General features: G+C 70.0%; 20 protein-coding genes. 7 read left to right on the top strand and 13 right to left on the bottom strand.

Features of this window, described 5'->3' with window-relative positions; translation table 11 throughout:
• Positions 1 to 50: 50 nt before the first annotated feature.
• Entirely contained in the window at positions 51 to 665 is a 615-nt protein-coding gene (locus ACZ4FV_RS30500; RefSeq protein ID WP_465323784.1) for a cysteine hydrolase family protein, read from the bottom strand.
• Between the two features lie 99 nt (positions 666 to 764).
• Here ACZ4FV_RS30500 and ACZ4FV_RS30495 point away from each other — a divergent pair, with 99 nt between their 5' ends.
• The 4 genes from ACZ4FV_RS30495 (at position 765) to ACZ4FV_RS30480 (ending at position 5,728) form a co-directional block, all read left to right on the top strand.
• The gene (locus ACZ4FV_RS30495; protein WP_465323783.1) at positions 765 to 2,030 is read left to right on the top strand and encodes an amidohydrolase family protein; all 1,266 of its coding nucleotides are present in this window, start codon (positions 765 to 767) and stop codon (positions 2,028 to 2,030) included.
• 192 nt (positions 2,031 to 2,222) lie between these two features.
• Positions 2,223 to 3,131, top strand: coding sequence for an SDR family oxidoreductase (locus ACZ4FV_RS30490; RefSeq protein WP_395866925.1), 909 nt, complete (start codon positions 2,223 to 2,225; stop codon positions 3,129 to 3,131).
• 251 nt (positions 3,132 to 3,382) lie between these two features.
• Positions 3,383 to 4,570 (top strand): acyl-CoA dehydrogenase, encoded by a 1,188-nt coding sequence (locus ACZ4FV_RS30485; RefSeq protein ID WP_395866927.1) that lies wholly within the window; start codon positions 3,383 to 3,385, stop codon positions 4,568 to 4,570.
• A gap of 171 nt (positions 4,571 to 4,741) precedes the next feature.
• Positions 4,742 to 5,728: an acyl-CoA dehydrogenase family protein gene (locus ACZ4FV_RS30480; RefSeq protein ID WP_395866929.1), complete on the top strand. Its 987-nt coding sequence runs from the start codon at positions 4,742 to 4,744 to the stop codon at positions 5,726 to 5,728.
• Positions 5,729 to 6,118: 390 nt separating this feature from the next.
• On the opposite strand, the gene ACZ4FV_RS30475 is transcribed toward ACZ4FV_RS30480, so the two are convergent.
• Complete coding sequence (locus ACZ4FV_RS30475; protein WP_395866931.1) at positions 6,119 to 6,385, bottom strand: hypothetical protein; 267 nt, start codon at positions 6,383 to 6,385, stop codon at positions 6,119 to 6,121.
• An 831-nt stretch (positions 6,386 to 7,216) separates the two neighbouring features.
• Here ACZ4FV_RS30475 and ACZ4FV_RS30470 point away from each other — a divergent pair.
• Positions 7,217 to 7,996, top strand: a complete 780-nt coding sequence (locus ACZ4FV_RS30470; RefSeq protein WP_395866933.1) for an SDR family NAD(P)-dependent oxidoreductase — start codon at positions 7,217 to 7,219, stop codon at positions 7,994 to 7,996.
• A gap of 61 nt (positions 7,997 to 8,057) precedes the next feature.
• On the opposite strand, the gene ACZ4FV_RS30465 is transcribed toward ACZ4FV_RS30470, so the two are convergent.
• Entirely contained in the window at positions 8,058 to 8,924 is an 867-nt protein-coding gene (locus ACZ4FV_RS30465; protein ID WP_395866935.1) for an AraC family transcriptional regulator, read from the bottom strand.
• Positions 8,925 to 9,064: 140 nt separating this feature from the next.
• Here ACZ4FV_RS30465 and ACZ4FV_RS30460 point away from each other — a divergent pair, with 140 nt between their 5' ends.
• Positions 9,065 to 9,880 carry a TIGR02452 family protein gene (locus tag ACZ4FV_RS30460; protein WP_465323782.1) on the top strand — a complete coding sequence of 272 codons (816 nt, stop codon included), beginning with the start codon at positions 9,065 to 9,067 and terminating at the stop codon, positions 9,878 to 9,880.
• A gap of 52 nt (positions 9,881 to 9,932) precedes the next feature.
• On the opposite strand, the gene ACZ4FV_RS30455 is transcribed toward ACZ4FV_RS30460, so the two are convergent.
• From ACZ4FV_RS30455 to ACZ4FV_RS30410, 10 genes are all read right to left on the bottom strand, one after another.
• On the bottom strand, positions 9,933 to 10,679 hold the full coding sequence (locus ACZ4FV_RS30455; protein WP_395866939.1) for a bestrophin-like domain: 747 nt from the start codon (positions 10,677 to 10,679) through the stop codon (positions 9,933 to 9,935).
• On the bottom strand, positions 10,676 to 11,350 hold the full coding sequence (locus tag ACZ4FV_RS30450; protein ID WP_402234577.1) for a hypothetical protein: 675 nt from the start codon (positions 11,348 to 11,350) through the stop codon (positions 10,676 to 10,678). The genes ACZ4FV_RS30455 and ACZ4FV_RS30450 overlap by 4 nt, the downstream gene beginning before the upstream one ends.
• 246 nt (positions 11,351 to 11,596) lie before the next feature.
• Positions 11,597 to 12,736, bottom strand: a complete 1,140-nt coding sequence (locus ACZ4FV_RS30445; RefSeq protein WP_465323781.1) for an acyl-CoA dehydrogenase family protein — start codon at positions 12,734 to 12,736, stop codon at positions 11,597 to 11,599.
• A 12-nt stretch (positions 12,737 to 12,748) separates the two neighbouring features.
• Entirely contained in the window at positions 12,749 to 13,222 is a 474-nt protein-coding gene (locus ACZ4FV_RS30440; RefSeq protein WP_406297268.1) for a hotdog family protein, read from the bottom strand.
• On the bottom strand, positions 13,219 to 13,746 hold the full coding sequence (locus ACZ4FV_RS30435) for an FAS1-like dehydratase domain-containing protein (RefSeq protein ID WP_395866947.1): 528 nt from the start codon (positions 13,744 to 13,746) through the stop codon (positions 13,219 to 13,221). Before ACZ4FV_RS30435 ends, ACZ4FV_RS30440 begins: the two co-directional genes overlap by 4 nt.
• Positions 13,743 to 14,909, bottom strand: a complete 1,167-nt coding sequence (locus tag ACZ4FV_RS30430; protein WP_402234580.1) for a CaiB/BaiF CoA transferase family protein — start codon at positions 14,907 to 14,909, stop codon at positions 13,743 to 13,745. Before ACZ4FV_RS30430 ends, ACZ4FV_RS30435 begins: the two co-directional genes overlap by 4 nt.
• A gap of 13 nt (positions 14,910 to 14,922) precedes the next feature.
• Positions 14,923 to 16,104 carry an acyl-CoA dehydrogenase family protein gene (locus ACZ4FV_RS30425; RefSeq protein WP_395866951.1) on the bottom strand — a complete coding sequence of 394 codons (1,182 nt, stop codon included), beginning with the start codon at positions 16,102 to 16,104 and terminating at the stop codon, positions 14,923 to 14,925.
• A gap of 649 nt (positions 16,105 to 16,753) precedes the next feature.
• A complete protein-coding gene (locus ACZ4FV_RS30420) occupies positions 16,754 to 17,539 on the bottom strand; it encodes an SDR family oxidoreductase (RefSeq protein ID WP_402234582.1) in 786 nt (261 codons plus the stop codon).
• Entirely contained in the window at positions 17,536 to 18,720 is a 1,185-nt protein-coding gene (locus tag ACZ4FV_RS30415; RefSeq protein ID WP_402234584.1) for an acyl-CoA dehydrogenase family protein, read from the bottom strand. The genes ACZ4FV_RS30420 and ACZ4FV_RS30415 overlap by 4 nt, the downstream gene beginning before the upstream one ends.
• A 97-nt stretch (positions 18,721 to 18,817) precedes the next feature.
• The gene (locus ACZ4FV_RS30410; protein ID WP_395866956.1) at positions 18,818 to 19,744 is read right to left on the bottom strand and encodes an SDR family oxidoreductase; all 927 of its coding nucleotides are present in this window, start codon (positions 19,742 to 19,744) and stop codon (positions 18,818 to 18,820) included.
• Between the two features lie 346 nt (positions 19,745 to 20,090).
• On the opposite strand from ACZ4FV_RS30410, the gene ACZ4FV_RS30405 reads away from it, so the two are divergent.
• The gene (locus tag ACZ4FV_RS30405; RefSeq protein ID WP_395866958.1) at positions 20,091 to 21,017 is read left to right on the top strand and encodes a cyclase family protein; all 927 of its coding nucleotides are present in this window, start codon (positions 20,091 to 20,093) and stop codon (positions 21,015 to 21,017) included.
• Positions 21,018 to 21,393: the final 376 nt, after the last annotated feature.

Raw genomic sequence — 21,393 nt, 5'->3', positions numbered from 1 at the left:
CGCGCTTCGCCTGATGCCCCGTCACCGACACGGTGACGGGGCATCAGGTTTCAGTTCCAGGCGGCCAGTACGGCGTCCACCGTGGTGATCGTGGCGATCGCGTTGAAGGTGTTCGCGAGCACCGCCTCGGCGTATTCGGGGGGAAATCCGGCCACCGCCTCGCGCGGGATGACGAACTGGAATCCGGCGTTGACCGCGTCCATCGCGAAGTTGAGCATCCCGACGTTGAGCGAGACGCCGACGCCCACGATCGTGCGTACGCCCATGTTCCGCAGTACCGCGGCCAATCCGGTGTCGGCCATCGGGCCGAGCCCGTGAAAGCGGGAAAGCACCAGGTCGGAAGGCTCGACGGTGATTCCGTCGGCCACGTCCGCGGCGGGTGAACCCGGTTCCAACAGGATCGGTGCCTTGGCCGCGGCGCCGAACATCCGGGCGTTGGTGTTGGCGCCCAGACCGTCCGGCCGGCGGACCGCGAGGCAGTGCACGACCGGGAGTTCGGCCCTGCGGGCGGCCTTCGCGAGTCGGTCGACGGCCGGAATCAGCTCCCCGGTGTGGGCGGTCAGCGCGGGGAATACCGCGTGTGCGCCGATCACTCCGTTCTGGCATTCCTGGGTGATCAACGCGGTGTGCCCGGGGGCGATCAGTTCTTCGAGGCGCAGGGCCATCCGTGATTCTCCTGACGTTGAGTCAGCTTGTGGTTCCCTCCGCTCAGAGATTACGCTAAATCTGACGGTCCATCAGATTTCAGTGAGCGGGAGGGGCCGATGAGCACCAACCAGCCCGGACAGGCTGCCACGCGGTCCGGAAACTCCTTCGGTGAACTGCCGAAGATCATCAGCGTGGATGACCATGTCATCGAGCCGGCACATCTGTTCGAGCGCTGGTTGCCGAAGAAGTACCACGAGCGTGGCCCCAAGCCGGTCACCACCGGCATCGGCACGCTGGAGTACACCGGGGCGAGCTACAAGATCACCACCGACCCCGACGGCCCGCCGGCCGACTGGTGGTTCTACGAGGACCTGCGCTTCCCGTACAAGCGCAACATCGCCGCCGTCGGCTTCAGTCGTGACGAGATGACCCTGGAGGGCATCACGCGCGCCGAGATGCGCCCCGGGTTGTACGACCCGGCCGAGCGGCTCAAGGACATGGACGTCAACCATGTCGAAGCCTCGCTGTGCTTCCCGACCTTCCCGCGTTTTTGCGGCCAGACCTTCTCGGAGGCCGCGGACAAGGAGGTCGCGCTCGCGTGCGTGCGCGCCTACAACGACTGGATGGTCGAGGAGTGGTGCGGCGACTCCGGGGGTCGGCTGATCCCGCTGATCATCATCCCGCTGTGGGACGTGCGGCTCGCGGTCGAGGAGGTCGAGCGCAACCGGGCGCGCGGTGTCACCGCCGTGTGCTTCTCCGAGATCCCGGCGTTCCTGGGCCTGCCCAGCATCCACACCGGCTACTGGGACCCGTTCTTCCAGGTCTGCGCGGACCTGGGCGTGACGATCAACATGCACATCGGCTCGTCCTCGACGATGCCCGCCGCCTCGCCGGACGCGCCCGCGGCCGTGCAGGCGTCGCTGAGCTTCAACAACGCGATGGCCTCGATGGCCGACTTCATCTTCGCGGGCATCCCGGCCCGGTTCCCCAAGATCAAGCTGGCCTACTCCGAGGGTCAGATGGGCTGGATCCCGTACGCGCTGGAGCGGATGGACGACGTCTGGTTGGAGCACCGCGCGTGGGCCGTCACCGGTGAGGTGCTGCCCGAAGCGCCGTCGTACTACTTCCGGCGGAACATGTTCGCGTGCTTCTTCCGGGACCGGCACGGGGTGAACTCGCTCGACGTGATCGGCGAGGACAACGTCACGTTCGAGACCGACTATCCGCACGTCGACTCCACGTGGCCGCACACCAAGAAGATCGCCGAGGAGCACCTCGCCGGGCTGAGCGAGGAGACGGTCTACAAGATCATCCGGGGCAACGCGATCCGGATGCTCGACCTCGACTTCGACAAGGGGCGGGTGGCCGCGGCCGCGGTCTGAGTCGGGTTCGCGCCGGGATTCCTCGGGATCTCGTCGGTTTTCGGCGGGCTCGGGTTTTCGGCGGGCCCGGTCGGGCTCGGTCGGGTTTTGGGTTCAGCGGCAAGGGGCGGCTCGTCGAATTCTCGGCGGGCCGCTTCCGAGGTATTCCGACTCGCGTCGGCACACGTCGTCAGTACACCGGAGGGGCCTGGAATGAGTGGGATCTGCGAGGGACGCGTCGTCATCGTCACCGGTGCCGGCGGCGGCATCGGGCGCGAGCACGCGCTGGCGTTCGCCCGTGAGGGCGCGCACGTGGTGGTCAACGACATCGGCGCCTCGCGCCAGGGCGACGGCCGTTCGCTCGGACCGGCCCAGCAGGTCGTGGCCGACATCGAGGCGCTGGGCGGCAAGGCGGTGATCAACGCGGACGACGTCGCGGACTGGGCGGGCGCGGAGCGCCTGGTACAGACCGCCATCGACGCGTTCGGCCGGCTGGACGTCGTGGTCAACAACGCGGGCTTCCTGCGCGACCGGATGCTGGTTTCGCTCGGCGAGGACGAGTTCGACGCGGTGGTACGGGTGCACCTCAAGGGCCACTTCGCGGTGATGCGGCACGCCGGCGCGTACTGGCGTGCGCGGGCCAAGGCGGGCGACACGATCGACGCGCGGCTGATCAACACCACGTCCGGCGCGGGCCTGATGGGCTCGGTCGGGCAGGGCAACTACGCCGCGGCCAAGGCCGGCATCACGTGCCTGACCCAGATCGCGGCGGTGGAGATGGGCCGGTACGGGGTGACCGCCAACGCGATCGCGCCCGCCGCGCGGACCCGGATGACCGAGGAAGCGATGCCGGACATGGTGCGCAAGCCCGAGGACGGCAGCTTCGATTTCTACGACCCGGCGAACATCTCACCGCTGGTGGTCTGGCTCGGCTCGGCGCAGTCGCGCGAGGTGACCGGTCGGGTGTTCGAGGTCGAGGGCGACAAGGTCTCGGTCGCGACCGGCTGGCAGCACGGTCCCGAGGCGAGCGCGGGTCGGCGCTGGGAGCCGGCCGAGCTCGGGCCGGTGGTGGCGAAGTTGATCGACGAGGCGCCGACGCCGACGCCTGTGTATGGGGCGTGAGTTTGGGGTTGGGGCTCGGGGCCTGGGCTGAGGACTTGGGGTTCGGGCTCAGGGGCTCGGGTTCGGGGGCTTGGGTTGGGAGCTCGTCCTCGGGGGCTTGGGTTGGGAGCTCGGGTTCGGGCTCGGGGGGCTTGGGCCGAGGGGCTCGGGGCTCAGGGGTTGGGCTCGGGGGCTTGGGCTGGGCCTGGGGTCTTCGCTTTTTTGTTTTCCGGTCTTGGGGCCGGCCCGACTGTTCGTGACAGGGAGTCGAGATGGACCTCCGGTATACCGAGGCCGAGGAGAGATTTCGCGCGGAACTGCGCGCGTGGCTCGATCGGGCCATCCCGCTGCTGCCCGCCAAGCCCGATCGCAACGACTGGCCGGGGCGGCGGGCGTATGACACCGCCTGGCAGCGGCTGTTGTTCGAGGCCGGCTACGCGGGTCTGCACTGGTCGGTCGAGGCGGGCGGCAAGGGTGCCACGCCGACCGAACACCTGATCTTCCTGGAGGAGACCGAGCGGGCGGGCGCGCCGTACGTGGGCGCCAACTTCGTCGGCCTGCTGCACGCGGGCCCGACCATCGACGCGGCCGGCACCGAGGAACAGCGTCGCCGCTACCTCCCGGGGATCCTGCGCGGCGACGACGTGTGGTGCCAGGGCTTCTCCGAACCGGGCGCGGGCAGCGACCTGGCGTCGCTGCGTACCCGGGCCGTCCGGGACGGCGACGACTACGTCGTCAACGGCTCGAAGATCTGGACCTCGCACGCCGAAGTGGCCGACTACTGCGAGATGTTGGTACGTACCGACCCGGACGCGCCGAAGCACAAGGGGATCACCTGGCTGATCGTGCCGATGGACACGCCGGGCATCACCATCCGTCCGCTGGAGACGGTGATGGGCACGTCGGAGTTCGCCGAGGTGTTCTTCGACGACGTACGCGTGCCGGTGGCCAACCGGGTCGGCGAGGAGAACGACGGCTGGCGGGTCACCATGGTCACCCTGTCGTTCGAGCGCGGTACCGCGTTCGTCAGCGAAGTGGTGGCCTGCCAGCGCCTGTTGCGCGAACTCGCGGCACTGGCCAAGAAGGTGACGCGACGTCAGGCAAGTGCTTGGGACGATCTCGCGTTGCGGCGCGAACTGGGGCACCTGACGGCGGAGTTCGAAGCGCTGTGGGCGTTGACCAAGTGGAACGTGTCCGAGGCGCAGCGCTCCGGCGTGCCCGGGGTCGGCGGTTCGGTGTTCAAGCTGCGGTTCTCCGAGACGAAGCAGAAGGTGTACGACCTGGCGCATCGGCTGCTGGGTCGGGCGGCCCTGGCCGTGGACGACGTCGCGGGGCTGCCCGGCGGCACGCTGATGGACGAGCGGCTGTCGTCGCTGTCGTACACGATCGCGGCGGGTACGTCGCAGATTCAGCGCAACATCGTGGGCGAGCGCATCCTCGGCCTGCCGAAGGAACGGTGATCGGGCGTGGGTTGCCGGCTGGGCGTCGAGGGGCGACCGGACGGGGATTTCCGGCCGAGCGTGGAGGGGCGACCGGGCGTGGGTTGCCGGCTGCGCAATGGGGTGGATTTCCGGCTGGGCACGGAACGGTCGGGCATGGACTTTCGGCTGAGCAAGGAACGGTGATCGGACATGGATTTCCAGCTGAGTGAGGACCAGCGCGATCTGCGGTCCGGGGTGCGGGAGTTCTGCGAGGGTCGGTTCGACCGGGAGCGCATGCGGAAGCTGGTCGACACCGCGCCGGTGCCCGGGATGGTGGACCGCGCGCTGTGGCGGGAACTTGCCGAGACCGGCTTCTTCTCGCTGCGGATCGCGGAGGAGGCGGGCGGCGTCGGGCTGGGGGTGGCCGAGGCCGCGCTGGTGTACGAGGAGGCGGGTCGGGTGTTGTTGCCCGGGCCGTTGGTGGCCACGCATCTGGCGGCCTCGCTGCCCGGGGACCTGGGGACGGACGCGGCCTCGGGGGATGCGGTGGTCGGTTTGATCGAGGGCGACTCGTGGCCCTTGCTGGTCGAGCATCTGGACGCGTTGGACTGTTTGTTGGTGCTCACCGATGAGGGCATTCGGCTGGTCGACCCGAAGCATGTGCGCGGTGAGCGGGTCGCGCATCCGGTGGATCCGTTCACGCCGGTGACCTCGGTGGACGAGCTGCCGGTGGGCGAGTTGGTGGCCGATGCTCTCGTTGCTGAGCAGTGGCGCCGAATCGGAGCGGTGCTCACGGCGGCGCTTCAGCTCGGGATCGCGGGGCGGCTCACCGAGTTGGCCACGCAGTATGCCAAGGAGCGGGAGCAGTTCGGGCGGGTGATCGGCAGCTTCCAGGCGGTCAAGCACCTGTGCGCGGACATGCTGGTGCGGACCGAGATCGCGCGGGCCGCGGTGTATGCGGCGGCCGTGACGCTGGATGATCCGGCGGTGGGCGATCCGGAGGTCGCGGTACTCACGGCGAAGGTGATGGGGGACGACGCGGCGACGCGGAATGGGAAGGACGCCACGCAGGTGTATGGCGGGATGGGGTTCACCTGGGAGGTGGACGTGCACCTGTATCTGAAGCGGGCGTGGGTGCATGCGACGCAATTCGGTGGGGCGGAGGAGAACGAAGAGGCGTTGGCGGGGATGCTCTAGCCGGTGGGCGCGGGGTGGGATTTGGGGTTGGTTGGCCTCATGCGCGGGTCGGGCAGGGTTGGCCTCAAGCGCCGGCCGGGCTGATGTTGGCTGGGCGGTGTTGGTTGGTTGGGTGGGGTCGCCTTGTGTGTCGGGTGGGGCGGGGGACTTCAGTTTTGGCGCATTGGCCCGGATTTCGGAGGAGTGGCAGCGCGCGGTGCGGTCGTGGTCGCGCGGTCGGAGTCGACCGGTGGGCGCCGGTACGCGCCATCCGGCCCCGTTGCCCCGGGGCCGGCGCCCCCAGGAAGCCGGGTCGACTCAGCCGAAGGGTGTGGCTCTCGAGTTCGTCGGCCGAAGGCGGATCCGGTCGGGATGTGAGCCCGCCCACCGTCGGGGCCCGGGCCCGGTGCGTCAGCCGGTTCCGCGTATGGCCGAGACGACCTGTTCGACCTGCTTTCGGACCAGCGCCTCGTCGGGGTGTTGCGGTGTGGCACCGTTGAGATTGACCCGCACCACCCGAATCACGGTGCTGCCGACGCGTACCAGGACGATCGAGTGCACCCAAGCCTGTCCGTTGTCGACTCGCGTCACGAATTCGGCGGCCAAGGTTTCGTCACCGAGCTTGTCCCACCGGATTTCCCGGGTCGTGAACTGCCCGGAGAGCTCGTCCGTCGTCAACCGCCGATCCCCACATCGCGGAATCAGCTCTCGGGTTACGGGGATGAGCCTTTTGGCGTCATCGACCGACAGGGACGTCAAGCCGGCGCCGAGAAGCGCGTACGCCTTGCCCCCGGGTGCCGGATCCCGAGCCGTGATCGACGCCGCCGCCAGGACGGGGTAGGCACCGGATATCGGATTGGCCATTCTCGTCAGTCGATCACAGTCGGCCGAGTTCGATTCCGTTTGCGAGTCGTCGCCACCTCGGTCGGTGTCGACGATCGATTCCCAGCCCTCGGGCATGTCGGTCTTCTTGAGGAGCGCGCGCTTGAGTTCGGCCGTCGTCAGTGGGGAGGCGGCGCCGGGTGCTCTTGGGGATGTGTTCGAAGGCGCGGACGAGGCCGGGGGCGTTGTGGACGACTTGTTCGTGGAGGAAGCCCTCGCGAGTTCCTCGGCCGGTCCCCCGCATGCCGTTGCCGTCGACAACAGGGCGATCACGAGCAGACCCGTCGGACGACGCGGGCGAACACGTACCAAGGTGGGAGACCTCCGCGAGAAGTGGCAGGGGGTGGGCAGGCCGGTTCAGTATGGCAGTGGCGTTTCCGGCCGTCGGCACCCCCGTGACCTGGGGAATCGCCGTATGGGTCACTCCTGTTCGGGGGCGGTGCCAGTGCTGGGGGCGGTGCTGGGGCCGGATTCGGGGTCGAGGTCGGGGCAGGCTGTGGAATTGGCGTGTCGTCGGTCCATCGGTTCGGGTGTTTTGGCTGGTCAGGGGTGGGATCCATTGACAGTTTCCCGGACTGGGGATATTCCTGACAGGTCGTCAGATTCGCGTGCAGCAGGGAGCCAGTCATGGAGCGCGACTTCGGGAAGCGGGCCGGCGCGGTCGTGGTGGTCGGTGCCGGAGGCGGGATCGGTGCGGCGATCTGTCGGATGTTCGCCGAGCGCGGGGCGGACCTGGCCGTCACCTATCGCAACGGCGCCGCAGGGACCGAGGCCGTCGCCGAGGAGGCCCGCGTCGAGCACGGTCGACGGGCCCGCGCGTGGCAGGTCGATCTCACCGACGCGGACGCCGTGGCGCGCTTCGTGGCGGAGGCGGCGGCGGAGTTCGGCGGCGTGCACACGGTGGTGTACGCGGCCGGCCCACACGTACCGATGTTGCACCTGAGTCGGGTCACGCCGGCGCAGTATCGCGAGCAACTCGACGGCGACGCCGCCGCGTTCTTCAACCTGGTCCATCCCTCGCTGCCGTACCTGCGCGCCGCCGGCAATGGCAGCCTGGTCGCGGTCACCACCGCCGCCACGAGCCGATTCCCGGTCCGGGACGGCCTGTCGTCGTGCACCAAGAGCGCGGTCGAGGCGATCGTGCGCGGCATCGCCGCCGAGGAGGGCCGGTTCGGGGTGCGCGCGAACAGTGTCGGCCCCGGGATGCTCACCGACGGCATGGCGGCGCGGCTGATCGACAGCGGCGACCTCGACGAGCGCGCGTTGGACGTCGCGCGCGCCAACATCCCGCTGCGGCGGTTCGGCGCGGCCCGGGACATCGCCGAGGCGGTCTGCTTCCTGGCCTCCGACCGGGCCGGCTTCATCAGCGGCCAGAAGCTGGATGTGGACGGCGGCTATGGTGTCTGACGCGTCGTCATGAAGGGCCGAGTCGTGGACTCTGATCCGGACACAACCGACGGAACTCGGGTCAGGCCGCGGCGGGCTCCACGGGGATCCATAGGGTCGCGTCGGCACGGGTGCCGTCGGAGGAGGGGCGGACGCGGAGGATTTCCGGACCCGGCCTGGTCCGGTACGGGTTGGACGGGAACCAATCGGTGAACACTTCGCGCCACAGGAACTGGAGCGATTCCGGGAATTGGCCCGAGTGTTCGAAGACCGCCCACATCCCGGCCGGCACGGCGAGGGCGTCCAGGTCGGCCGGCGCCTGAGCGTGCGTCACCACGCCGTGGTAGTAGTCGAGTTCGGTTCCCTCGGCGCGGTCGGGCGCGAGGTCGTCGGTGACCGCGACGAGTCCTTCCGGCTCCTGGTCGGACAGATCCTTGATCCGCCGGGTCGTCTCCTGGTCGATGCCTCGGACGAACTCGGCGATCGCCGGGTTCACCCCGACATGGACGAGTGGGACGCGGGCCTTCCTGCCGACCACCTGAAACGCGTCCTTGTGGACGATGCGGTATCGCATGCTGCTGCTCCCCTCGATGACGAGACGGAAGGACATCCGCTGCTGCGAGCTCAACACCGCACCGGTACGGCGGGCCTCGCCGGGACCCACACCGTGCATCGCGCGGAACGCCCGGGCGAACGCCTCGCCCGAGGAGTAGCCGTGGCGTACCGCGACCTCCAGCAGCGTTCGCTCGCCGGAGAGCACCTCGGCGCCCGCCAGCGTGAGCCGGCGGCGCCGGATGTACTCCGACAGCGGCATCCCGGCCAACGCGGAGAACATCCGTCGGAAGTGGTACTCCGACGTCGTCGCGATGCGTGCCGCCTCGGCGACGTCGATCTCCCGGTCGAGCCGCGACTCGATGTGATCCAGGGCCTGATTCAGGCGCTCCAGCACTGTGGACTCCTTCCCTTGCACCGACCACGGTAGGAAGCCTCGCGTATGCCGGACCCGACATCCTGTGCCCGGTTCGGTCGGGTAGGCGGGAGCGGAGCGGTGGCGAGGGCGTGGGGTGGCGAAGGGTGGGGGTTCGGTAAGTGGTGCGTGCGGCGTTGCGGGAAAGGTGGCGGGAGACGCGGGCGGCCTTGGATCAGGGCTGGTACGCGTATGGCGGGGGTCGGGTGGATCTAGCGGCCGGGCTCGATGAGATGGGTCGGGGGATTCGGCTCTTCGGACCCCAGGAGCTTCGTGGCCTGGGCTTTCCCCGGGGCTCGGGGGACACCCGAATCGAGGTGGTGCGGGAGACCACGCTGGAGGCCGTGGAAAGGCTGGGCGGGAGCGGACCGGTCGCGGCGCTGAACTTCGCGTCGGCGCGGAATCCGGGTGGGGGAGTCGAACGTGGGGCGCAGGCGCAGGAGGAGAGCCTGGCCCGGTCGAGTGGCCTGTACGACGCGTTGATCCGGTGTCCCGAGTTCTACGAGGCGCACCGGAACGATCGCGACCCGTTCTACAGCGATCGGGTCGTGCATACGCCGGGGGTTCCGGTGTTTCGCCGGGACGATGGGTCGTGGTTGCCCGTGCCCTTGCGGGTGGCCTTTCTGACGTCGGCCGCGCCGAATCGGGGGGCGATCGAACGGGATCGGCCCAGCGCGGTCGGCAGGACCGCGGGCGTGCCGGCGAACCGGGCACGCGGTGTGCTCGCCGTCGCGGCCCATCACGGTGAATCCCGTCTCGTGCTGGGTGCGTGGGGGTGCGGCGTGTTCGGCAACGAACCGGCGGAGGTCGCGGCGGCGTTCGCGGGGCACCTGCGCGGCGGGTTCGCGGGGGTCTTCGAACGGGTCGTGTTCGCGATCCCGGATCGGGACGACTCCACCCGCCGGGTGTTCGAGCGGGTGCTGGGCGACTCCCGGTAGAGGTGCATGGGGGCGGAAGGGGGCGTTGGGCGGACCGGTTGGGCCGCCCTCGTCATCCCAGTTGGGTGTAGCGGGTGAGGGCTGCGCGGAAGGCGGTCGGGTGTACGGCGAGGGGGTCGGTGTAGGGGTTTCGCAGTTGGAGGACGAGCAGGATTCCGAAGGCGACGATCGTGCCCACGAAGGCCAGGGCGATGACGTGGCGGCGGTCTGCGGTCGGGACGACGAGCGCCGGGAAGACGATGGCGAAGATACCGGCGACGATCATGGCCACCGGTAGCACGATCGGTGTGGTGGAGGCCGGGTCGGCGAGGCGAACGTGGCGCTTGACGTACAGGTCTGCCACGGCCGCCTGGGTGTCGACGGCCCGATCGTGCGCCGTCTCCGAGACTGTGCCGACGCGGGCCGCGATCCGGTCGAGTTGGCGCCATGCGAGCGGGGTTTCGTGCTTGTCGGCCATCGCCGACCATTCCTTGTCGATCACCGTGCGGGTGTAGTCGCGTAGCCCGGTGCGCACGAAGTCCCGGTCCTGCGGCGGAAGTTGGCCGGCCGCCGCGTAGGTCTTGGTCAGCACGCGGGCCTCGTCGCTCGCGTGTTGGCGGACCGTGGACTGGAGTTCCCATGCTCCGACGATCTGGAAGCTGGTCAGCAGGACGAAGGAGGACAGGACGGCTCCGCCGCAGAAGGACAGCAGCTGGCCGTCGAAGCCGCTGTCCTTGGCACGTTCGGTGCGGCTCATCAGGATGACGGCCGTCGCGGCGATGCCGGCGCCGAGAAGGGCGCCGAGGATCCAGATGATCACGTCCGTACTCCTCGTCGGGCCGGGCTCGGAAGCAGCGCCGCCAGCGCGGCGGGGATGATCGACACGACCAGGACCGGCGTGATCCCGTCGGTGAATCCCGGGGGTGACGCCTCGTCCTCGGGCGGCACGGTGGTGGTGCGCAACGGCCGCCGGGTGGAGGGTGGTTCGGCGACGGGCGCGGTGATGCCCGGTGGTTCGGGCAGTGCGTCCACAGCGGAGGAGGCGTACGGGCGACGCATGGGCGCGGCGGGCGGCGGTCGGGTCCCGGAGGGTGCCTGCCCGGTGGTGGCCGGGGGCGCGGGTGATGCCGGCTTGCGGGTGGGCGGTAGGGCCGGCTCGGTCGCCGGCGGGCGGTGCGACGAGGTGGCGGAGGGTGTCGTGGTGGGCCGGGCCGAGCAGCCGCATCCGGGACGCACGGTCACCGAGACGTCGTCGCCGATCCGGACGGCGGTCAGCACGCCGGGTTGATACACGACGTGTACGCGGCCGGCGTGCACCTCCGTACGTGGGCTCACGGGTCCGGACGGTCGGCCTGTGGCGGCGGGGTCGGGGCGGGTCTGCACGTTCACGGTGATGCGTTCGTCGGCGAACGCATCACCGGCGGCGGCCAGGACCGGCAGGCATCCGCACGCCACCAGCAGACACCGCGCCGCGAACCGAGAGTTGCCCATGGCGCCAGGGTGACGACGATGAGCCCACGCACTCGGATGAATACCCCGAAACCCCACTTTCGGGTGACTGGCGGCGGGAAGCCGAGCCGTCGCCCAAGGCGACGACTCCTCCGGGGCGGACGCGCGATCGCCCGCCCCGGAGCCGACCGGTCCACGGTTGCCTCGATCCACTCACACCCCACACACCACGAAGGCGGACCCGACCGGAGTCGGAGCCGCCTTCGTGGTGTGTGGCGTGTGTCGGGGTCAGCCCTTGTCGAGGACGTCCGCCGCGATCAGGTCTTCCAGGTAGCGGTCGTCCCACCAGTTGAGTTGGAGGGACTTGGCCCGGCGGAAGTAGAGCTGTACGTCGCATTCCAGGGTGAAGCCCATGCCGCCGTGTACGTGTACCGCCAGGTCGGTGACCTCGCGGTAGGTGCGGGCGGCGAAGAGCTTGGCCATCGGGGCCAGGCGCGCGGTGTCGCGACCCTTGTCCCGGGACCAGGCGGCCTCCCAGACCAGGGTCTCGGCGCCGTCCACGGCGGTCGAGGCGTCGGCCAGGTTGTGCGCGATGGCCTGGAACGCGCCGAGCGGCTTGTCGAACTGCTTGCGGTGCTTGGCGTATTCGACGGTGATCTCCAGGGCGCGCTTGGCGCCGCCGACGGCCTGGGCCGCGAGCAGGATCAGGCCGTCGTGCAGCACGTCCGACCAGACCGGCCAGCCGGCTCCGACCGCGCCGACCAACTCGCCGCGCGTGTCCGTCAGGTCGACCCGGTACTGGGTGTCCGAGGCGATCGTGGTCTGCTGGGTCAGGGTGACCCCGGCCGCCTTCGGGTCGACCAGGAACAGCGATACGCCCTGGGCGGGGTCGCCCGGGGTGCCCGCGGTGCCGGTCCGGGCGAGCACGAGCAGCACGTCGGCCGACGACGCGTACGCGACGTGCCGCTTCGTACCGGACAACACGTGGCCGTCGCCGTCCGCGCGGGCCGCCAGCGCCACGCCCTTGCCGCCGTAGCCGCGGTCCGGCTCCAGCCACGCGACGCTCGCGATGGTGGTGCCGGCCGCGATGCCCGGCAGGTACTTCTGCCGCTGCTCGTCGGAACCGGCCGCGGCGAGCACGCCGCCGACCAGGACCGAGCTGACGAAGTGCGGAGTCGGCGCCAGCGAACGCCCGAACTCCTCGTAGACCACGGCCGCGTCGAGCGTGGTCATCTCCGACCCGCCCCACTTCTCGGGCAGCGTCAGGCCGGTCAGGCCGGACTCGCCGAGCTTCTTCCAGAAGTCCTTGGGGTAGCCGACCGGGTCGTTCTCCAACTCGCGAACGACGGAGAGGTCGGCGTGACGGGCCGTCAGGCCGCGCACGGTCTCCCGGAGGATGTCCTGTTCCTGGGTGAAATCGAGGTCCATCGCGCGTCTCCTCTAGGGCTTCCAGCGCTCGCCGCGCCGGTCCCACGGGTTGTCGTCGGGGGTGGTGGGCAACGCGATTCGCGCGGTGGCCGTGGTGCGGGGCGCGCCGTCCACGGTCAGCGAGATCTCGGCGCGGACCCAACCGCAGCCGGCCTCGTCCACCGAGACGTCGTCCACCGTGCCGGTGAGCAGCATGTGGTCGCCGGGGAAGACCGGCTTGGTCATCCGGAACACCATCCGGCCGATCCGGCCCTTGGGGCCGGTCCAGTCGTTGAGGTAGCGCTCGAACCAGGCGGCCTGGTTCGGGGTGTTCAGGAAGATGTCCTGCACGCCCTGGCGCTCCACCGCGAACTTGTAGTCGTGGTGCATCGGCCGCCAGTCGCGGCTGGCCAGCGCGCCCAGGATGACCGTGGTCGCGGTGACGTCGACGCCGAACGTGGGCAGCGCGTCGCCCTTGGCCAACTGGTCCAGGGTCAGGTCGCTCATCCGGTGGCCTCCCGCCGGTAGCCGTAGCCGGTGTAGGACTCGGTGCCGAGCAGGGCGCCGTCCTGGTTGTGGTACTCGACGTCGATCACCCAGAAGCGGCCGATCCCGAGCTTGGTGCGCTTCTCCGGGCTGACCGAGCGGAGCACCTGATGCGACGTCACGATGTCGCCCAGGCGCACCGGTTCGTAGAAGACGTTGGTGTTGTCGGTCATGATCGCCTCGGGCAGTTCGAAGCGGATCTTGAGGTCGAAGTGCACCTGGAGGGAGAGTTGCTCGCCCTCCGCGCCGGGCGCCCAGTAGTGCGGGCGGGCCCACGCGGACAGCAGGCTCAGCGGGGCGATCGGGCCCCCGGTCAACTCCTTGGCGACCGCCTCGTCCCAGAACAGCGGGTTGCCGTTCTGCACGGACGCGCACGAGGTCCAGATGTAGCCGCGCTCGGCGGGGAAGTCACCCCGCTTCTCGTACTGGACCTTGCCGATGAGCGCCGCCACGTCCTCGGGCAGCGCGGTGTCTTGTGCCGTCATGCGACCACTCCTGAAGCGCGAAGCTCGGCGATGCGGTCCGGGCTGAGCCCGGCCGAGGCGAGCAGCTCGTCGGTGTCGGTGATCCCCGATTCCCGGACCGGGTACGGGTCCGCGGGTGCCTGCTGGCCGGCCAGCACCGGGCCCACCTGGCGGAACTCGCCCTGGACCGGGTGCTTGGCGGTGGTGAACGCGTCGCGCGCCAGGTACTGCGGGTCCTCCAGCAGTTCCGGTACGGACAGCACCGCCGACACACAGGTGTCGGCGGGGGCCAGCTCGGCCACCCAGTCGTCCCGGTCGCGAGTGGCGAAGGCCGCCGCCAGATCGGCCCGGATCGCGTCCTGCGCGTCGTCGTCGAGCTGGCGCGGGGCCCACTTGTCCAGCCCGGTCAGCCGGCACAGGTTCGCCCAGAAGCGACCCTCGATCGCGGCCACCGCGAGCCACTTGCCGTCTCGCGCGCGGTAGGTGTCGTAGCACGCGTAGCGGCCGGTCAGGATGCCGTGCCTGGGCTCGGGTTCGACGCCGGTGGCCAGGTACTCGTCCACGCCCAGCGCCATCAGCGCGAGCATGCCGTCGGCCACCGAGACGTCCAGCCGGGCGCCCTCGCCGGTGCGCTGCCGGCGGAACAGCGCGCCCATGATCGCGATCACCGCGTGCATGCCACCGCCCGCGCTGTCCGCCACGGTCGCGCCCGGGATCGGCGGACCGCCGTCCGCGCCGGGCCCGGACATGTGCAGGAAGCCGCCCACACCCAGGTAGTTCAGGTCGTGCCCGGCCTGTTGCGCGTGCGGGCCGGCCTGACCGAAGCCGGACGTCGAGCAGTAGACGATCCGCGGGTTGCGCGCCGCGGCCGCGTCCGGGCCGATGCCCAGGCGGTCCACCACACCCGGGCGGAAGCTCTCGATCACCACGTCGGCGCCCTCGACCAGGGTCAGGAACGCCTCACGACCCTCGGGCGCCTTCATGTCGACCAGCACGCGCTTCATCCGCCGATGCGCGCTGTACGAGTAGTAGGGCGGCGCGATCTGCACGCCGCTCTTGGCCGGGACCGGGCCGACCTTGATCACCTCGGCCCCGTAGTCCGCCAACCAGCGCGAGGCGCGGGCAGCGGGGCCCACGCTCGCGAGATCCAACACCGTGACGCCTTCCAGGAACTCTCCGGACATGACCGCGGCCCCGTCAGAAGTTCTTGGGAAGGCCGAGACCGCGGCGGGCGATGATGTTCTTCTGCACCTCGGAGGTGCCGCCGCCGATGGTGTCGAGCACGGTGTAGCGGTAGGTCGAGTCGGCGCGACCGGTCATCGGCGCGTCCTCGGTGCCCACCCGCAACTGGGTGCCCGGCGAGGCGATGTCCATCGACGCGTTCGCGAGCCGCTTGGACAGCTCGGTGGCGTACAGCTTGTAGCCGGACGCCTCGACCGTGGGCGGTTTTCCGCCACCGGCCGCGGCGGCGACCACGCGCAGTCCGAGCAGGCGCGCGACGGCGGCCTCGGTGACCAGCGTGGCCAACTGCTTGCGCACGATCGGGTCCTCGCGCAGCGGCTCGTCGTCGCGGGTGGCCTCCTTGACGTACTCGGTGAGCACGTTCAGGCGCTGCTGGATCGGAGCGAACGAGAACATCGTGAAGCGTTCCAGGTCGAGCGCCTGGGAGATGTACTGGAAGCCTTTGTTCAGCTCGCCGACCACATACTCGTCGGAGACCCACACGTCGTCGAAGAAGACGTCGTTGGTGCGCTCGTCGCCCATCGTCCAGATGCCCCGGACGGTGATGCCCGGGTGGTCCATCGGCACCAGGAACAGTGTGATGCCGTGGTGCTTGGGCGCGTCGGGGTCGGTGCGCGCGCCGACCCAGTACCACTCGGCGAAGTGCGCCGAGGTGGTCCAGGTCTTCTGGCCGTTGAGCCGCCAGCCCGCGCCGTCGCGGACCGCGCGCAGCTTCATCGAGGCGGCGTCGGAGCCCGCCTCGGGCTCGCTGTAGCCGACCGCGAACTCGACCTCGTTGTTGAGGATCTTCGGCAGGAACTCGGCCTTGAGCTTGTCGCTGCCGTGCGCCAGCAGGGTTTTGCCGATGATGCCGACGCCCTTGCCGATCTGCGGTCCGCCGCGCCCGGCGAGGGCTTCGTTGAGCAGGTATTCGTAGACCCCGTCGCCGTCCTGGCCACCCCATTCCTCGGGCCAGGTGATGCCGAGCCAGCCTTGGTCGGCCATCTTGCGCATGTACGCGCGGCGTGCGGGGGTGTCGACGACCTGGGCCATGTTCTCCCGGGTGACATCGAACACTTCAGGGTCGGGATTGGCGTCGAGAAACCGCTCGACCGTCTCGCTGAACGCGGTCTGGTCGGGGGAGAAGTCGAAGTCCACGGGTCGCCTTTCGGGGCGCGCCCATGCCGGCAGCCTCACCTGTGTACGTGCAGGTGAGGCAGCCGGCACAGAACCTGACGGATAGTCAGATCAAAGTAACACCGGCCCCGGTTCATTTCGAGTGGCGGTCGGCAATAGATGTGTGGGCCCCGTCTCGCTCCCGCGTGCGCGCCGGGCACGGCCGGGGCGCGACCGACGAACCGGTTCTGGACAAGTCCGGAAAAGTTACGGCGCGTCCGCGATCGACCACCTATCGTGGGTGGACATGAGCGGAAAAGCTTGCCCGCAATGTGGTCGTGATCACCCGTGGTGTGGGTTCGAGTGGTCGGCACGCGAGCCGGACGACGCGGACCGCCCGGACCCCGATGGCGGCGATGCCGAAGGGCCGCCGTACCGAGTCAGTGAACTGCTCCCCGACATCATCGACTTCCTGGCGCGCGGCAGCCGCGGGCCGGAGTGGGCCGGCGCGCGCGAAAGCCCGGGTCGGTCCCTGCGGGGACTGATACCCGGGCCCAGGCGCCGTTCTTGACGACACGTCAGAGGCGGGGCGGCCGGCGCGCGGCGCGATGGGTCGCCGCGCGCGACCAGGCGACGTGCCGTCGGGTGCGTTGCGGTGACGTGCCGTCAGGCCCGCCGGAGTGACGTGCCGTCAGGCGCGTTGTGAGCTGACCGAGACGACCTCGCCGGTCATGTACGACGAGTAGTCCGACGCGAGGAAGACCATCACGTTCGCGACCTCCCACGGCTCGGCCGCGCGTCCGAACGCCTCGCGCGAGGACAGCTCGTCGAGCAGTTCCTCGGACGAGGCCTTGGCCAGGAACGCGTGCATCGCGATGCTCGGCGCGACCGCGTTGACCCGTACGCCGAACTCGGCCGCCTCCACGGCGGAGCAGCGGGTCAGCGCCATCACACCGGCCTTGGCCGCGGCGTAGTGCGCCTGACCCTTCTGCGCACGCCAGCCGAGCACGGAGGCGTTGTTGACGATCACACCCTTGCCGCGCGGCTGCATGTGCCGCAGCGCCGCCCGGGTGCAGCGGAACGTGCCGTTCAGCGTCACGTTCATCACCAGGTCCCACTGCGCGTCGGTCATGTCGACGAGGTTGGCCTCGCCGCCGAGCCCGGCGTTGTTGATCAGCACGTCTATGCCGCCGAGTTCGCGCGCGGCCGTGTCGATCAGGTGCTGCACCTCGTCCTCGACCGTGACGTCGCACGGGACGGCGAGCGGGCGGGATCCGATCAGCTTGGCGAGTTCGTCCGCGGCCTCGCCGAGGCGGCGCTCGTGCTTGTCGCTGATCGCGATCACGGCGCCCTCCTCCGCGGCGCGCTTGGCCGCGGCGAAGCCGATCCCGGTGCCGGCCGCGGCGGTGATCAGGACGGTCTTGCCGGCCAACAGGCCGTGGCCCTCGACATAGGCGGGGGCGGGGGTGGGGCTCACTTGGCGTCTCCTCGCGGTTCACGGGGCATGCCGAGGACACGCTCGGCGATGATGTTGCGCTGCACCTCGTTCGACCCGCCGTAGATGGTGTCGGACTTGGTGAACAGGAACAGGCGTTGCGCGGCGGACAGTTCGTACGGGGCCCCGGCGGCCAGGGTGGCCTCGGCGCCGGCCACGTCCATCGCGAGCGCGCCGAGCCGCTGATGCCACCCCGCCCACACCAGCTTGGCCACCGAGGCCGCGCCGGGATCGGGCGAGCCGAGCGTGCGCAGCGCGTTGCAGCGCAGCACCTTGAGGTCGATCCAGCTCTGCAGCAGTCGGTCGCGCAGTACCGGGTCCTCGATCGCGCCGTTGGCCTTCGCCTCGGCGACCACCTTGTCCAGCTCGATCTCGAAGCCGATCTGCTGGGCCAGCGTGGAGACCCCGCGCTCGAACGCGAGCAGGCCCATCGCCACGCCCCAGCCCGCGCCGACCTCGCCGACCACGTGCTCGGCCCGCGCGCGGGCCTTGTCGAAGAACACCTCGTTGAACTCGCTGGTGCCGGTCAACTGGACGATCGGGCGGATCTCGATGCCCGGCTGGTCCATCGGCGCGAGCAGGAACGTGATGCCCTTGTGCCGCTGCGACGCGGGATCGGTGCGGGCCAGCACGAAGCACCAGTTCGCCTCGTGCGCGAGCGAGGTCCACACCTTCTGGCCGGTGATCAGCCAGTCGCCGGACTCGGGGTCGACGGTCGCGGTGGTGCGCAGGTTGGCCAGGTCGGAGCCGGCGCCCGGCTCCGAGTAGCCCTGGCACCACAACTCCTCACCGCGCGCGATGGCGGGCAGGAAGCGGGCCTTCTGCTCCTCGGTGCCGAACGCGAGCACGGTGGGGCCGAGCAGGTTCTCGCCCATGTGGTTGACCCGGCCGGGCGCCTGGGCGCGGGCGTACTCCTCGCCGAAGATCACCTGCTGCATCAAGGACGCCTCGCGGCCCCCGTATCGCCTGGGCCAGTCCAGGCCGATCCAGCCGCCCTCGCCCAGGCGCAGCTCCCAGGCGCGGCGGATCTCGAAGTGCTCGTGCTCGCTGCCGGGACCGCCGGTACCGACGGCCGCGGCGAACTCACCGGAGAGGTTCTCCCGGAGCCACTCGCGGACCTCGGCCCGGAACTCCTCGTCCTCGGCGCTGTACCGGAAATCCACAGCCTGTCCAATCTCGCGGGGGGTGCACGGACGGCGGCGCGCGGGGTTCGCCGTTCGCGACTTCGAACCCCGCGCGCACCGCCTGCCGAGGGCTGGGTCAGTTGCCGGCGGCGGCAGCTGCCTCGGCGGCCTTCTTCTTGGCCGCGGCGGCCGCGTACTCCTTGAGCTGCGCGAGTACCGGCATCGGGTCCTGGCCGATCTGGGTGGGCAGCTTCTCGGCGATCTCCTCGGCCGTCCAGCGGTCGGCCGCGTACATCGTCTTGATCTCGTGCGGCTGGTCCCACAGCGCGATCTTGGGGCCGGCGGTCGTGTACACCTGACCGGTGATGTTCTTGGCGTGGTCGGAGAGCAGGAAGACCACCAGCTCCGCGACGTCCTCGGGGTCACCGATCTCCTTGAGCGTCTGCGGGACACCCTCGGACATCCGGGTCCGGGCCACCGGCGCGACGCAGTTGGCGTTGACGCCGTACTTGTTCAGGCCCAGCGCGGCGGAGCGCACGAACGAGACGATGCCGCCCTTGGCCGCGGCGTAGTTCGCCTGGGCGACCGAGCCGAGCGCGTACACGCCGGAGGTGAAGCCGACGATCGAGCCGAAGCCCTGGGTCTTCATCACCTTGGACGCGGCCTGCACGACGGTGAAGGTGCCCTTGAGGTGGGTGGCGATGACGCTGTCCCACTCGTCCTCGGTCATGTTGAACAACATGCGCTCGCGCAGGTTGCCCGCGACGGTGACGACGCCGTCGATCCGGCCCCACTTCTCGACGCCGGCGTTCACGATCCGGGCGCCGCCCTCCATCGTGGCCACGGAGTCGGCGACCGCGACGGCCTCGCCGCCGAGCGCCTCGATCTCCTTCACCACGGCGTCGGCGACCTCGCTGGTCGGCGCGCTGCCGTCCATCGCGACGCCATAGTCGTTCACGACCACCTTGGCGCCGTGCGCGGCGGCGGCGAGTGCGACGGCCCGGCCGATGCCCCGGCCGGCGCCGGTGACCGCGATTACCTTGCCCGTGAGGAAGTCACCCATGTGTTGTCCGCTCCTAGTCGGTGGCCTCGCCAGTAGGCCCCGGAAGTCGAGGGCCGAGGCCCAGGTGGGGTCGGTCGTGGCGCGCTGCGCGGCCGCCGCGGTCTGGACCGCTTCGACCGCCCGCACAGGTCCGGCAGCCTTGCGGACGCAAGGTGCGCAGCCTGTGAGAACGCCCTCCCGACATTATCTGACGATCCGTTAGTTTTCCTGGATAGAGTGCCGCAGCACACAGCACGACGCAGCACCACACACGCACTTGACAGCGCGGTCGTCGGATTCCGAGAGTGCGCCTGTCGGTATTCGTGCCCATCGGCACGTGTCACCACCGCCTGGAGGAGGCTCCCCTATGTCGCTGCCCCCCGAGTTTCATGAACTCGCCGCTCGTGTGAACAACTGGGGCCGATGGGGCCGGGAGGACGAGATCGGGACGATCAACCTGATCACGGACGACGTGGTCAAGGCCGCGGCGGGTTGTGTGCGCACCGGCAAGCGCTTCTCGCTGGCCGTGGAACTGCGCGAGGACGGCATCCAGAACGGGATGATCCCGGGCCGGGACAACCCCAAGCGCACCACGTTCCTGGTCAACCACGAGGTCTTCGGCCCCGGCACGGTGGCCACCAGCGACGACTCGGTGGTGATGGGCATCCAGGCGGGTACGCACTGGGACGGGCTGACCCACGCGACCTACGACGACCGGCTCTACAACGGCCACTCGGCCAAGGAGACGGTCACGGCGGAGGAGGGCGCGCGCAAGCTCGGCATCCACAACGTCAAGACGCTGGTCTCGCGCGGCGTGCTGCTCGACGTGGCGCGGGCCAAGGGTCTGGACATCCTGCCGCCGGAGTACGCGGTGACCCCCGCCGACCTGGAGGCGGCCGAGGAGTTCGGCAACGTGCGGGTCCGGGCGGGTGACATCGTGCTGGTGCGCACGGGGCAGATCCGGCAGTACTTCGCGGGCGAGAAGGACATGTACTTCTACGGCCCGGGCCTGTCCGTGCGCACGCCCGAGTGGTTCCACGCGCGCGACGTGGCGGCGGTGGCCAACGACACCGTGACCTTCGAGGTCTTCCCGCCGGAGATCGAGGATTGCTTCATGGCGGTGCACGCGCTGCACCTGGTGGAGATGGGCATGCTCCAGGGGCAGAACTGGAACCTGGAGGAGCTGTCCGAGGACTGCGCGGCGGACGGCGTGTACGAGTTCTTCCTGGAGGCCTCGCCGGAACCCTTCGTGGGCGGCGTCGGCACGCCGGTGAACCCGGTGGCGATCAAGTAGGACGGGATGATTCGACCGGCTTCGGCTGTCGCCGGGTCGCCGAGTTGCCGGGTCGGCTGGTCCGGCGCCGGCCGGACCGGGGTCGGCCGGACCGGCGCGGACCTCGAACACGCGTAGACCGGACGGCGTGCGGGCCCCGGACAGGATCGACCTGTCCCGGGGCCCGCATGCGTTCCGGGCACCGCGACGAGGCCCGGAACGATGGCGGTCCCACTTCGTCGAGGAAACCCAGGGCACGTCCCGGGCGCCTCGTCGTCCCCTCGCGAACGACCGCCACACTCAGGGTGATCAGTGTCGGACGAGGCGTCAATATCCTGTGGGCACCGATTTCCCTTCCCCGATCACGATTCGTCCGCGCACCCGCCTGTGCGCCCCA

Source organism: Embleya sp. NPDC025285 (genome assembly GCF_055558835.1).
This window is presented reverse-complemented; position numbering and strand designations above follow the sequence as displayed.

What these genes read in the sequence shown, in the direction of transcription:
- ACZ4FV_RS30500 (WP_465323784.1), bottom strand. Translation starts at nt 665, where the DNA reads ATGGCCCTGCGCCTCGAAGAACTGATCGCCCCCGGGCACACCGCGTTG.
- ACZ4FV_RS30495 (WP_465323783.1), top strand. Translation starts at nt 765, where the DNA reads ATGAGCACCAACCAGCCCGGACAGGCTGCCACGCGGTCCGGAAACTCC.
- ACZ4FV_RS30490 (WP_395866925.1), top strand. Translation starts at nt 2,223, where the DNA reads ATGAGTGGGATCTGCGAGGGACGCGTCGTCATCGTCACCGGTGCCGGC.
- ACZ4FV_RS30485 (WP_395866927.1), top strand. Translation starts at nt 3,383, where the DNA reads ATGGACCTCCGGTATACCGAGGCCGAGGAGAGATTTCGCGCGGAACTG.
- ACZ4FV_RS30480 (WP_395866929.1), top strand. Translation starts at nt 4,742, where the DNA reads ATGGATTTCCAGCTGAGTGAGGACCAGCGCGATCTGCGGTCCGGGGTG.
- ACZ4FV_RS30470 (WP_395866933.1), top strand. Translation starts at nt 7,217, where the DNA reads ATGGAGCGCGACTTCGGGAAGCGGGCCGGCGCGGTCGTGGTGGTCGGT.
- ACZ4FV_RS30450 (WP_402234577.1), bottom strand. Translation starts at nt 11,350, where the DNA reads ATGGGCAACTCTCGGTTCGCGGCGCGGTGTCTGCTGGTGGCGTGCGGA.
- ACZ4FV_RS30445 (WP_465323781.1), bottom strand. Translation starts at nt 12,736, where the DNA reads ATGGACCTCGATTTCACCCAGGAACAGGACATCCTCCGGGAGACCGTG.
- ACZ4FV_RS30440 (WP_406297268.1), bottom strand. Translation starts at nt 13,222, where the DNA reads ATGAGCGACCTGACCCTGGACCAGTTGGCCAAGGGCGACGCGCTGCCC.
- ACZ4FV_RS30435 (WP_395866947.1), bottom strand. Translation starts at nt 13,746, where the DNA reads ATGACGGCACAAGACACCGCGCTGCCCGAGGACGTGGCGGCGCTCATC.
- ACZ4FV_RS30430 (WP_402234580.1), bottom strand. Translation starts at nt 14,909, where the DNA reads ATGTCCGGAGAGTTCCTGGAAGGCGTCACGGTGTTGGATCTCGCGAGC.
- ACZ4FV_RS30410 (WP_395866956.1), bottom strand. Translation starts at nt 19,744, where the DNA reads ATGGGTGACTTCCTCACGGGCAAGGTAATCGCGGTCACCGGCGCCGGC.
- ACZ4FV_RS30405 (WP_395866958.1), top strand. Translation starts at nt 20,091, where the DNA reads ATGTCGCTGCCCCCCGAGTTTCATGAACTCGCCGCTCGTGTGAACAAC.